Raw genomic sequence first — 12,190 nt, forward strand, 5'->3', positions numbered from 1 at the left:
TGTGGTTCGCTGAATAGCGAAATGCCTACCGACAGTAAAAGGACTTTTTGGTTCGTTTTTGGTCCCTCAAAAATGAACAAGAACTCCATAAAAAAATCCCGAGCAAACACTCGGGATTCTTATATCTTAAGGTGTAAAAAATACACTACATATTACGTCTATACTGTCCGCCTACTTCAAATAAGGCTTCAGTAATTTGTCCTAAAGAACACACTTTACAAACATCCATTAAGGCTTCAAAAATGTTTTCGTTATTAATCGCTTTATGCTGAAGCGCTTTTAGCAATGCCTTGGTATCATTGCTCTTATGTAAATTCTCAAGGGTTTGTATTTGGTATTGCTTCTCCTCTTCTGTAGCTCTTATAACTTCAGCAGGTTGTACCGTTGGCGATCCTTTACTACTCAAAAAGGTGTTTACACCAATAATTGGGAAATCACCATTGTGCTTTAAAGTTTCATAATACAAGCTTTCCTCCTGGATTTTACTACGTTGGTACATGGTTTCCATAGCGCCAAGCACACCACCACGCTCCGTAATTCTATCAAACTCTAGTAATACCGCTTCTTCAACCAAATCAGTAAGCTCTTCTATAATAAACGACCCTTGTATTGGGTTTTCGTTTTTAGCAAGTCCTAACTCCTTATTAATAATCAACTGAATAGCCATTGCACGACGCACACTCTCTTCGGTTGGCGTAGTAATTGCTTCGTCATAAGCATTTGTGTGCAACGAGTTACAGTTATCATAAATAGCATATAACGCTTGAAGTGTCGTACGAATATCGTTAAAGTCAATTTCTTGAGCATGCAAACTACGACCCGAAGTTTGTATATGGTATTTCAACATCTGCGCTCTTGGGTTGGCACCATACTTATTCTTTAAGGCTTTTGCCCAAATTTTACGTGCCACACGACCAATAACAGCATATTCAGGATCGATACCATTAGAAAAAAAGAACGATAAGTTTGGACCAAACTTATTAATATCCATACCTCTACTTAAGTAATATTCTACATAAGTGAAACCATTAGATAATGTCAATGCCAATTGCGTAATAGGGTTGGCTCCTGCTTCTGCAATATGATATCCAGAAATAGACACCGAATAGAAGTTACGCACATTGTTTTCAATAAAGTACTCTTGTACGTCTCCCATTAAACGCAGTGCAAATTCCGTAGAGAAAATACACGTATTTTGCGCTTGATCTTCTTTTAAAATATCTGCTTGTACAGTACCACGAACTTGTGCAATGGTACGTGTTTTTATATCATTGTAAACATCTTTTGGCAATACTTGATCACCTGTAACGCCTAATAAAAACAGACCTAAACCATCATTGCCTTCTGGTAGCTCACCATTATATATAGGACGCTCTACACCTTTTTCCTTATATATTTTGGCAATCTTTGCTTCAACCTCTTTCTCTAAACCGTTTTCTTTGATGTAAAGCTCACATTGTTGGTCTATGGCAGCATTCATAAAGAAACCTAACAACATTGGCGCAGGACCATTAATAGTCATACTTACCGAAGTCATCACATCGGCTAGGTTAAAACCAGAGTAAAGTTTTTTAGCATCGTCCAAACAGCAAATAGATACACCTGCATTTCCTATTTTACCATAAATATCAGGACGTAAGTCTGGATCATTACCGTAAAGTGTTACACTATCAAAAGCTGTTGATAGTCGTTTAGCTGGCATACCTTGACTTACATAATGAAAACGTTTGTTGGTACGCTCTGGACCACCTTCTCCTGCAAACATACGCGCAGGATCTTCTCCTGTTCGTTTAAAAGGATACAATCCTGATGTATACGGAAATTCTCCAGGTACATTCTCTTGAAGTGTCCATCGTAAAATATCGCCCCAAGCTTGATACTTTGGCAAAGCGACTTTTGGAATTTGTGTATGTGATAAAGACTCGGTATGCGTGTCTATTTTAATTTCTTTGTCTCTTACTTTAAATGTATAAACAGGGTTTTTGTATTTGTTGACCTTCTCATTCCAACCTATTACAACTTCCCAGTTGTAAGGATCTAAATTCATTTTCACACGGTCAAACTCTTTGATTAATAAGTCTAAAAACGCTTTATCGTTATCACTCTTAACCAATTCAAGAATCTCATCCTGATTAATGCCTTTGTTATCTAAAAATGCGTATTCCTTTTCGTTTGAAATTCCTGCTACCGAACCAATAGTTTTATAAATACCATATAGTTTTTGAGCTACCTCAACTTGCTCGTTAGCTGTTTTATCATACGCACGATTGTTTTCTGCAATCTCTGATAAGTAACGTGTTCTGTTTGGTGGAATCACAAAGATTTTCTCACTCATTTCTTTTGAAATTTCAAAAGTTGAGTTCAGGTCAGCATCAGTTTTTTCAACTACCTTATCCATTATCGCTTTGTAAAGCGTGTTCATTCCTGGATCGTTAAACTGCGAAGCAATCGTTCCAAAAACAGGTAAATCATCTTGATTAGTATCCCACAATTGGTGGTTACGCATGTACTGCTTTTTCACATCGCGAAGCGCATCCAATGCACCACGTTTATCAAATTTGTTAATCGCTACCAAGTCGGCAAAGTCTAACATATCAATTTTTTCCAGCTGTGTTGCTGCACCAAATTCTGGTGTCATCACATACAAGGACACATCGCTATGCTCTAAAATTTCGGTATCACTTTGTCCAATACCAGACGTTTCTAAAATAATGATATCGTAGTGCGCTGCTTTTAATACTTCAACAGCTTCGTTTACATATTTTGATAAGGCTAAATTAGATTGACGCGTTGCCAAACTACGCATGTATACACGTGGTGAATTAATCGCATTCATACGAATTCTATCACCTAAAAGCGCACCACCTGTTTTACGTTTTGATGGATCAACCGAAACAATACCAATAGTTTTTTCTGGGAAGTCAATTAAAAAACGACGCACCAACTCATCTACCAAACTAGATTTTCCGGCACCACCAGTTCCTGTAATTCCTAATACAGGCGTTTTAGACGTTTTATTTTTCTCATGAATTTCATCTAAAGCTTCTTTAGCAACTTCTGGGAAGTTTTCAGCAGACGAAATAACACGTGCAATAGCTTTTGGGTTTTTCTCTTCTAAAGTCGCTACTTCACCATTAAGCTGGTCACCAATAGCAAAGTCAGATTGTTGTACTAAATCATTAATCATCCCTTGAAGTCCCATTTCACGACCATCATCAGGCGAGTAGATTCTGGAAATACCATAATCCATTAATTCCTTAATCTCTGAAGGAAGAATAACGCCGCCGCCGCCGCCAAAGATTTTAATATGTCCAGCACCACGCTCTTTAAGTAAGTCATACATATATTTAAAATATTCATTGTGACCTCCTTGATATGATGTTAAACAGATGGCATTGGCATCTTCTTGAATGGCTGTATTTACAACTTCTTCAACACTTCTGTCATGCCCAAGATGAATAACCTCAACGCCAGTAGATTGAATAATACGACGCATGATGTTTATTGAGGCATCGTGACCATCAAACAGCGATGCTGCGGTTACAATTCTTACTTTGTACTTTGGTTTATAAGGTGCTACTTGCTTCATTGATAAAAAATTCAAATTTTAAGAGTTGCAAATTTACGGAATATTCAAAAATATTATTGTATTATTTAAAAATGATTAACGCTTTAGTTTATAAAAGTCCTTTTATTATATAATCAATAATAAAAAAACAGAAAACAAAATAGTTTAAACAGACTTGTACTGTATTTAAATTAAACAAAGCAAAGGTTTATTTTAGTACGTTGACTTATATTTGCTTATCTAAAAAACAAATAAAAATTATGTTACGAAAATTACTGATAGGACTTTTAGTATTCAATCTTACAGCTTGTGCCGAATTACAACAAGTTGTTGATCAATTACCAGAGAGCACACCAGGCTTAAGCAACACAGATATTGCTGCTGGATTACGCCAAGCATTAGACATGGGAATAGACAAACAGGTAACCAAGCTTACACAAAAAGATGGTTTCTACAGAAATGAGTTAGTTAAAATTTTACTACCGGAAGAATTAAAAAAAGTAGATAAAGGTTTACGTGACATAGGGTTAGGTAATCTGGCTGATGAAGGGTTAAAAGTACTTAATCGCGCTGCTGAAGATGCTGTAAGCCAAGCGACACCTATTTTTGTTGACGCTGTAAAAGGTATTACGTTTACTGATGCTAAAAATATTTTATTAGGTACTGATGATGCTGCGACACAATACTTATCTACAAGAACAAAAACTGCTTTGTATGATAAATTTCACCCAGTAATTAATAATTCATTTGCTAAAGTTGGTGCTGATCAAATTTGGTCTAACCTAATAAATAAATACAATGCCATTCCTTTTACAAGTGATGTAAACCCTGATTTAACAGATTATGTTACTTCTGAAGCCTTAAATGGTGTTTACAAAATGATAGCTGTTGAGGAAAAAGAAATCAGAAATAAAGTAGGCTCAAGAACAACCGACTTATTGAGACGTGTTTTTGCTTTACAAGATTAATGTAAATAAACACCTACACACAATAACATCTTGACAATCAAGATATAAATTCTTAAATTATTCATAATCAAAACCTAATGTTTACATAACATTGGGTTTTGATTTCTATCGCATCTTTGCAGTGATAAAAACATTGAATTCAATCACGTTTGAATTAGTTACGAGTTAGTTAGTTGAAAAAATCGGTCTAGATAATTAGATCGATTTTTTTTATAAAAGCATTTTACAAGTTGCTCTTTTGCAATATTTTAAATATATTTAATATCTAACTGTTGTAGACATGAAAAATCTAACCAAAATCAAGCAGCACCAATTAAAGCTACAAAAACGCTACAAGAGTCTTATTGAACAAGCATACAACTTACGTCAAACCGATTCTGCCGAAAGTGACATTTCAGAATTTAATGCCATCAAACTTTTAGATGAGTTAAACAAATTGAAATATCTAAACAGAGACCCTTCACAACCAGTTTAAAGGTAGAAGTTTTACATAAATTTAACGTTATTAACACGTCTAAAAGCATCATAAACACGTATTTATAGTATAATTTAAAAACACGTTTATGAACACACATTTTTGCAAGGTTGGAAAAGTAAGATACGTTTCCAACAAGACCAACAACGAGCCAAAAAAGGACACATCAAAATTAGAAAAAGCTTACAGCAATCAAATTGAAGAGGCTTACAATGTAAAACAAACAGATGCCAGCTTGAGTGACACCTTATATCATGAAGCGCAAAAAATTAAGCGTCAGCTATTAAGTATTAAGGCTAATGCAAATAATCTTGATGCAGCGTTTTAAAATAACGGAACGCTTTTATAAGTCTTGAACCATACCAAGAGAACATTTCACCATCAACTAAACATATTTTAGCATTTGGAAAAAAGTTCTTTAAGTCTTTCTTATGCTTTTCTTTAAACGGATAAGGCTCGCTTGACAGCAACACATAATCAACAGTTACATCTTCATTATCCAATGTTATTTCTGGATAACGACTTAAATCACCAAAGCTGTTTTTAAAATTATTAATAGAAAGTAAGTAGTTAATAAACGTATTATTCGCAGCAACCATCCACGGTTTTTTCCAGATAAAATACACTACATTTTTAACAGGTTTATCTTGAACCCACTCTTTAAAACTAGTTGCTTCAACTTGTATAGCTTGAGATATAGCAGTAGCTTTTTCTTTTACCGAAAACATATCTCCATACATTGATACGAGCTCTAACGTATCATTTATGGTAAAAATATCACTAACATGAACAGCTGCTATGGCTTTGCAAGCCTCTACAATCTCTTGGGTATTTTCCTCTTTATTGCATAAAATAATATCTGGTTGCAACGCTTTTATTCTATCTAAATGAACTTGCTTTGTTCCGCCTACAATTGTTTTTTCCTTTATAAGATGATTAGGATGAACACAAAACTTGGTAACACCAACTATAAATTGTTCTAAACCCAAATCACATAACAACTCCGTTTGGCTTGGCACCAATGAAACAATACGTTTAGGCACGCCATGTAATTGAATAGATCTCTGCAATTGGTCTTGAAATACCATCTCAAACTTATTTCAGAATGACTTCCATCTCTTGCTGTAAAGCTTCAGCTTTCTTTGCTGCTGCCTGTGCAAAATCGTCTTGATTTGACGCATAAATAATGCCTCTTGAAGAGTTGATTAGCAAACCAACACGATCATTCATACCGTACTTACAAACATCTTGTAAATTTCCGCCTTGTGCACCAACTCCTGGCACTAGTAAAAAACTATTTGGAATGATTTGTCTTATATCTGCTAAAAATTCAGCTTTTGTTGCACCAACAACATACATAAGGTTTTCAGAATTTTGCCAAGTCTTTGAAGTTTCTAAAACATGTTTATAAACTTCCTTTTCATCTATCATTTTAGTTTGAAAATCAAACGCACCTTGATTTGATGTTAACGCCAAAAGAATAGTATGTTTATTCTCAAATGCTAAAAAAGGCTCAACGGAATCTTTACCCATATATGGCGCTACAGTAACACTATCAAAAGCTAAATCTTCAAAAAAAGCTTTGGCATACATACTGCTTGTGTTTCCTATATCACCACGTTTAGCATCAGCTATTGTGAATATTTCAGGGTGATTTTGATTTATGTAGTTTATGGTTTTTTCAAGTGCTTTCCAGCCTTTTAATCCGTAAGCTTCATAAAATGCTGTATTAGGTTTGTATGCCACACATAAATGGTGTGTTGCATCTATAATAGCTTTATTAAATGCAAAAATAGGATCTTCTTCTTGCAGTAAATGTTGCGGTATTTTATTTAAATCAACGTCTAATCCTATGCATAGAAAGGATTTTTTTTTCTGGATTTGTTGTGTGAGTTGTTGTGTTGTCATGGTTAAAAAAAAGCCTCAAAAAAGAGGCTTGTTATTAAATATGTTCGTCGCTTGCTTTTAGCTTTTCAGTATTTTCTGCAAGCATTAATTCATCTATAATTTTTTGAATATCTCCATTTACAATATTTTGCAAATCATACAGAGTTAATCCTATTCTATGATCTGTTACACGGCCTTGCGGATAGTTATAGGTTCTAATTTTAGCACTTCTATCTCCAGAAGTTACCATGCTACCACGCTTTGCAGCATCTTCTTCTTGTTTTTTAGCTAACTCTAAATCATATAAACGAGAACGTAATACTCTAAACGCTTTCTCTTTGTTTTTATGTTGAGATTTTTGATCTTGACATTGCGCCACTAAACCTGTTGGAATGTGTGTTAAACGCACGGCAGAATAGGTTGTATTTACAGACTGACCTCCAGGACCTGAAGAACAGAAATAATCAATACGAACTTCTTTTGGATCTATTTCCACATCAAACTCTTCAGCTTCTGGAAACACCATACAGGTTGCAGCACTTGTGTGAACACGCCCTTGTGTTTCTGTTTGAGGTACACGTTGCACACGATGAACACCTGCTTCAAACTTTAGAGTTCCGTAAACATCTTCTCCGCTTACCTCGAACTGGATTTCTTTAAATCCACCATTGGTTCCTTCACTAAAATCTACTGTATCAACTTTCCAGCCTTTACTCTCACAATATTTAGTATACATTCTAAATAAATCACCTGCAAAAATACTTGCTTCATCTCCACCAGTTCCAGCACGTAATTCAACAACGGCATTTTTAGAATCTTCAGGATCTTTTGGAATAAGTAAAAACCTAATTTCGTCTTCTAATTTTGGAATACCTTCTTTGGCTTCGTCATATTGCATTTTTGCCATTTCAACCATTTCAGCATCACTACCATCAGCAATAATTTCTTCAGCTTCTTTAAGGTTGTTGGTAAACTCAATATAAGCTTCGCGCTTATCCATTAATAAACGTAAATCCTTATATTCTTTATTTAGTTCTACATAACGTTTTTGATCTGATATAATATCAGGTTGAATGATTAAATCACTCACTTCATCAAAACGCTGTTTTATTATTTCTAATTTCTCTAACATCTGCCTTTAATAATTTCGAGTTCAAAAATACGATATTTTATTGATTGATAAATTTTAAATCAAATCATTTATTCAAATTATAGTCTCAAAAAATAATTGTTGTTTTTTTTCGTTTTATTGAAGATTATGCAACAGTTTCAAGCCATACTAATATTTTATAAGCCATTTTTTTTATGGTCTATTGGTGTTGACTTATTACTTTTAGGTTTAAGTCACGAGTTAATTCCTACTGTTATTATTAAATTAATTTTAATCTTATTTTTATGGTATGTTATATCTGAAACACAGCATAAACAGAAACTCATTTTTTATAAAAATTTAGGAATCTCTTCTTTTAAATTATTTTCTATTCTCTTTTTAATTGATACCTTTATTACAGTTACCTTCCTTCAATTCTTAAAGGAATTTGTATAATTTCAGAAATAGACAATGTAGAGTTATAGTTTAAGGATAAACGCATATTACACGGCATCTATTTAAAGGCTAAAAAAGGAAAAGTAACAGGGATTTTAGGCAGTAATGGCTCGGGAAAAAGTTGCTTATTAAAAATTATTTTCAGGCACTTGACACCAAAATACAAGCTTATTAGAATTGACAATAAACCGATAACTAAAGCTTTTTACAAAACAAAACTTGTTGCCTATTTACCACAACAGTATTTTTCTCCCAAAAACCTCAAGATTAAAAAGCTTTTTAAGTTTTTAAAAGTTGATTGGCACGAATTCACTTCTTTATTTAGTGATTTTTCAAAATATTACAACAGTAAAATTAACAAACTTTCAGGAGGCGAACAGCGCGTTATTGAAACATATTTAGTTTTAAAAGGGCCTCATATTAGACGAACCTTTTTCTCATCTATCGCCACATTATATTGAATACTTTATCAACCTTATAAACACGATAAAATCATCTAAAATAATTATACTTACTGATCATATTTATCAGCACATTATTAATATTAGTGATAAACTATATTTATTAGAAAACGGATACTCTAGAGAGATAAACGATTTGGAAGACTTAAAGTTTTATAAGTATGTGAGTGAAAATACAATACTTTAAAAATCGACAACAACACCAACACCAAGCATTTGTTTCCATTGTACTTTAGCGCCTGCCTCAACAAATTCTGTTTCTTCTGCATTAATTGGCTCTAGTGTTTTTACATCGTCGTCATACTTTAAGTGAGATCCTAATGTCGCTTTTACAAAATCATTTACTTTGAAGTTAAAGTTTACTTGCCAATCTACATCTACGTTTCCAAAGTTGTTAAGGTAATCTGTATAGAAACTAACAAAGTTCATTAAATGAATATTCTTGAAAACTTCTTTTTCAAAAGCACTGGTAAACAATATACCAAATTCCATTCGTAGCTGTTCGCCTTCGGTTAAAATACTTCCATCATCATTATAAACAGCGCCTTCTACTCCAAAAGCACCTGCATTAGCTAACTCTTTATCTAACACAAATGTAGATTTAAGTGTTAATGGAGAAAAGTACATAGAAAAGGTTTCTATGTTTTTACCATACTCAATTCCTCCTCCGACAAATAAATATCCTGGAGCCATGAATTTTGATATTTCTTTAGATGTGTTTGGGTAATTATATCCGTTAGAAAATTGAGACTTAAAATTAAACCTTGCAGAATAATACCAGTTTGTTAATGTATCTTTTCTAAAGCCTAGCGTAGAACTGATATCCATAAGATCATCTGTTTTACGAGGTTTTTGCCCTTGTTGGCTATTAATACCGTATCTAGCTTGAACAATATTATTCCATATGAAATTTTTGTAGCGGTATTTTAACTCGGTTACAACACCAACTAATGCAGAAATAGAGTTACTACCACCTGCATTCCAATTAACAAAAGCAACTTCACTAATATCTAAACCGGCTTTATTTTTTAATTCCCAAACAGGAATAGCTGGTTTAACAATTTCTGGTTTAAAATACAAAGAATCGGGTTGTGCCCATGAAAACTGAATACTAAAAAACAATACAGTTACAATAATAATTTGCCTCATTATATAAGCTTAAAAAAGGGGTTACTTAATACTCAAATGTTCCAAAATCGCTTTTTATTGTAAGCTTTTTTGTGCTTGATGCTTCAACACGACCTACAATTTTTGCATCTACTTGAAATGATTTTGAGATATTTATAATATCATCTGCTACTTCAGGAGAAACATACAATTCCATACGGTGTCCGCAATTGAATACTTGATACATTTCTTTCCAATTTGTTTTAGATTGCTCCTGAATTAATTTAAATAACGGAGGTATTGGAAACATATTATCTTTTATAATATGAAGATTTTCTACAAAATGAAGAATTTTTGTTTGCGCACCACCACTACAATGTATCATACCGTGAATCGTATCGCTTTTATATTTTGATAAAATATTTTTTATAATTGGCGCATAAGTTCGTGTTGGCGACAAAACAAGTTTTCCTGCGTCTATTGGAGAGTTTTCTACAGAATCAGTAAGTTTTACTTGTCCAGAATAAACCAAATCTTCAGGAACAGCTGCGTCATAACTTTCTGGATATTTTTCTGCTAAATAATTATGAAACACATCATGTCTAGCTGATGTCAATCCGTTGCTTCCCATACCTCCATTATAATCTTTCTCATATGAAGCTTGACCAAACGATTCTAAACCAACTATTACATCTCCTGCTTTAATATTTGCATTGTCTATAACATCGCTACGTTTCATTCTAGCTGTCACTGTAGAATCTACAATTATGGTACGTACTAAATCACCAACATCAGCTGTTTCGCCTCCTGTAGAATGAATTGTCACACCAAAATCTTTTAACTCTGAAATAAGTGATTCTGTTCCGTTAATAATTGCCGAAATAACATCTCCTGGAATTACATTTTTGTTTCTTCCTATAGTTGATGATAACATGATATTATCAGTAGCTCCTACACACAAAAGATCATCTACATTCATTATAAGTGCATCTTGAGCGATACCTTTCCATACTGATAAATCACCAGTTTCTTTCCAGTACATGTATGCCAACGAACTTTTTGTACCTGCACCATCAGCATGCATAACTAAACAATATTCATCATCATTTGTAAGGTAATCTGGAACTATTTTACAAAAAGCTTTAGGAAAAAGCCCTTTATCTATATTTTTTATAGCATTGTGAACATCTTCTTTTGAGGCAGATACACCTCGTTGCATGTAGCGCTTACTTATTTCTTGACTCATTGTGTTAGTTTAGAATCACAAAAATAAGAATTGTAATCTATTTATGGGCTATAATTGATTTGTTTTAATAACGCTTGGATAACGTTTTAGTAGTTTTTCTAACTGTTTTTTTCCTCCAAAATAATAATTTACACCACAGGCAATTCGCCAATAAATATCATCTGAAGCTCCAAAAATCTTTCCATCTACTTCATCACTAAAAACATGATTGTAATCTGAAAACAGTTTTACTCCTAAATTCTCAAATACAATATACTCAATTCCCAAGCCGCCTTGTAGCTTTGAATCTACTTGCTTAAAATAATTTGAAGCATGAACTCCTGCTCCAGCAAAAGCATAAGGAGAAAAACGATTATTAGGAAAAATAACGGTTTCAACATTTAAATCAAAAGACATATAGCCATTATTAAAAATGTTTCTGTAAGCTAAATTAAACTTATTGTAACCTACATTGATATTGAGATATGGCTTAATAAAACGCTTATACCCAACATGAGAGTAAATTTCGAGTATAGGATGCGTAAAATCTCCATTCATAATAGAAGTTCCTAATCCAATGTCTAAAACATTGGTACCTCTATATCTATAAAAATCTATATTGGGAAATTGAGACGTTTGGTTATTTGCAGAAGTATCTGTTTGTGAATAGCTACAAACAGACATATAAAAGACACATAAGATACTTATAAACTTAAATTTATATATCATACAAAGAACCGTAATATGCATACCCTATTAGGTATACAAACATAAAAACACACTTTAAGAACTCAATATAATAATGACATTTATAAGCACTTAAAAAAGGACTATTGATACATTAATTAATGTAATGGAGTAACCTTTTCGTACTTTGCAATGTCTTTACTGTTGTTTTTCTTGTTTTCGTTGTTTCCCTGAGAAAAAATGAATGTAGCAGCCAAAAGCAATAG

Annotated in this window: 11 protein-coding genes; 4 read left to right on the top strand and 7 right to left on the bottom strand. The window is 33.3% G+C overall.

The features are described from left to right. Positions 1 to 145 precede the first annotated feature (145 nt). Positions 146 to 3,589 carry a methylmalonyl-CoA mutase family protein gene (locus ACN5J3_RS10870; protein ID WP_418511766.1) on the bottom strand — a complete coding sequence of 1,148 codons (3,444 nt, stop codon included), beginning with the start codon at positions 3,587 to 3,589 and terminating at the stop codon, positions 146 to 148. Between the two features lie 239 nt (positions 3,590 to 3,828). Between ACN5J3_RS10870 and ACN5J3_RS10875 the strand changes: the two genes are divergently transcribed. The 3 genes from ACN5J3_RS10875 (at position 3,829) to ACN5J3_RS10885 (ending at position 5,339) form a co-directional block, all read left to right on the top strand. Further along, on the top strand, positions 3,829 to 4,536 hold the full coding sequence (locus ACN5J3_RS10875) for a DUF4197 domain-containing protein (RefSeq protein WP_418511767.1): 708 nt from the start codon (positions 3,829 to 3,831) through the stop codon (positions 4,534 to 4,536). Positions 4,537 to 4,816: 280 nt separating this feature from the next. After that, a complete protein-coding gene (locus ACN5J3_RS10880) occupies positions 4,817 to 5,011 on the top strand; it encodes a Lacal_2735 family protein (RefSeq protein ID WP_418511768.1) in 195 nt (64 codons plus the stop codon). 88 nt (positions 5,012 to 5,099) lie between these two features. Beyond that, positions 5,100 to 5,339 (top strand): Lacal_2735 family protein, encoded by a 240-nt coding sequence (locus ACN5J3_RS10885; RefSeq protein WP_417289783.1) that lies wholly within the window; start codon positions 5,100 to 5,102, stop codon positions 5,337 to 5,339. On the opposite strand, the gene ACN5J3_RS10890 is transcribed toward ACN5J3_RS10885, so the two are convergent. The 3 genes from ACN5J3_RS10890 to prfA are packed head-to-tail and all read right to left on the bottom strand — an operon-like array spanning position 5,308 to position 8,030. Continuing rightward, entirely contained in the window at positions 5,308 to 6,099 is a 792-nt protein-coding gene (locus ACN5J3_RS10890; RefSeq protein WP_418511769.1) for an ABC transporter substrate-binding protein, read from the bottom strand. The two genes, ACN5J3_RS10885 and ACN5J3_RS10890, sit on opposite strands and share 32 nt — an antisense overlap. Before the next feature lie 7 nt (positions 6,100 to 6,106). Next, positions 6,107 to 6,919, bottom strand: coding sequence for an orotidine-5'-phosphate decarboxylase (gene pyrF, locus ACN5J3_RS10895; protein ID WP_418511770.1), 813 nt, complete (start codon positions 6,917 to 6,919; stop codon positions 6,107 to 6,109). A gap of 34 nt (positions 6,920 to 6,953) precedes the next feature. Then, positions 6,954 to 8,030 carry a peptide chain release factor 1 gene (prfA, locus tag ACN5J3_RS10900; RefSeq protein WP_344728551.1) on the bottom strand — a complete coding sequence of 359 codons (1,077 nt, stop codon included), beginning with the start codon at positions 8,028 to 8,030 and terminating at the stop codon, positions 6,954 to 6,956. Between the two features lie 506 nt (positions 8,031 to 8,536). On the opposite strand from prfA, the gene ACN5J3_RS10905 reads away from it, so the two are divergent. After that, the gene (locus ACN5J3_RS10905; protein WP_418511836.1) at positions 8,537 to 8,905 is read left to right on the top strand and encodes an ATP-binding cassette domain-containing protein; all 369 of its coding nucleotides are present in this window, start codon (positions 8,537 to 8,539) and stop codon (positions 8,903 to 8,905) included. Between the two features lie 183 nt (positions 8,906 to 9,088). On the opposite strand, the gene ACN5J3_RS10910 is transcribed toward ACN5J3_RS10905, so the two are convergent. From ACN5J3_RS10910 to ACN5J3_RS10920, 3 genes are read right to left on the bottom strand one after another with little or no spacing between them, the layout of a single operon-like run. Further along, positions 9,089 to 10,054: a DUF3078 domain-containing protein gene (locus ACN5J3_RS10910; protein ID WP_418511771.1), complete on the bottom strand. Its 966-nt coding sequence runs from the start codon at positions 10,052 to 10,054 to the stop codon at positions 9,089 to 9,091. 25 nt (positions 10,055 to 10,079) lie between these two features. Beyond that, complete coding sequence (locus ACN5J3_RS10915; RefSeq protein ID WP_417289789.1) at positions 10,080 to 11,258, bottom strand: AIR synthase related protein; 1,179 nt, start codon at positions 11,256 to 11,258, stop codon at positions 10,080 to 10,082. A gap of 48 nt (positions 11,259 to 11,306) precedes the next feature. Continuing rightward, complete coding sequence (locus tag ACN5J3_RS10920) at positions 11,307 to 11,966, bottom strand: Curli production assembly/transport component CsgG (RefSeq protein WP_418509333.1); 660 nt, start codon at positions 11,964 to 11,966, stop codon at positions 11,307 to 11,309. Between the last annotated feature and the right edge of the window lie 224 nt (positions 11,967 to 12,190).

It is taken from the genome of Corallibacter sp., from assembly GCF_048381695.1.
GTDB lineage: Bacteria > Bacteroidota > Bacteroidia > Flavobacteriales > Flavobacteriaceae > Corallibacter > Corallibacter vietnamensis.

Excerpts from the sequence above, each read along its gene's own strand:
- ACN5J3_RS10875 (WP_418511767.1), top strand. The coding sequence starts at position 3,829 with ATGTTACGAAAATTACTGATAGGACTTTTAGTATTCAATCTTACAGCT.
- pyrF (WP_418511770.1), bottom strand. The coding sequence starts at position 6,919 with ATGACAACACAACAACTCACACAACAAATCCAGAAAAAAAAATCCTTT.
- prfA (WP_344728551.1), bottom strand. The coding sequence starts at position 8,030 with ATGTTAGAGAAATTAGAAATAATAAAACAGCGTTTTGATGAAGTGAGT.
- ACN5J3_RS10890 (WP_418511769.1), bottom strand. The coding sequence starts at position 6,099 with ATGGTATTTCAAGACCAATTGCAGAGATCTATTCAATTACATGGCGTG.
- ACN5J3_RS10910 (WP_418511771.1), bottom strand. The coding sequence starts at position 10,054 with ATGAGGCAAATTATTATTGTAACTGTATTGTTTTTTAGTATTCAGTTT.
- ACN5J3_RS10885 (WP_417289783.1), top strand. The coding sequence starts at position 5,100 with ATGAACACACATTTTTGCAAGGTTGGAAAAGTAAGATACGTTTCCAAC.
- ACN5J3_RS10880 (WP_418511768.1), top strand. The coding sequence starts at position 4,817 with ATGAAAAATCTAACCAAAATCAAGCAGCACCAATTAAAGCTACAAAAA.
- ACN5J3_RS10915 (WP_417289789.1), bottom strand. The coding sequence starts at position 11,258 with ATGAGTCAAGAAATAAGTAAGCGCTACATGCAACGAGGTGTATCTGCC.
- ACN5J3_RS10870 (WP_418511766.1), bottom strand. The coding sequence starts at position 3,589 with ATGAAGCAAGTAGCACCTTATAAACCAAAGTACAAAGTAAGAATTGTA.
- ACN5J3_RS10920 (WP_418509333.1), bottom strand. The coding sequence starts at position 11,966 with ATGATATATAAATTTAAGTTTATAAGTATCTTATGTGTCTTTTATATG.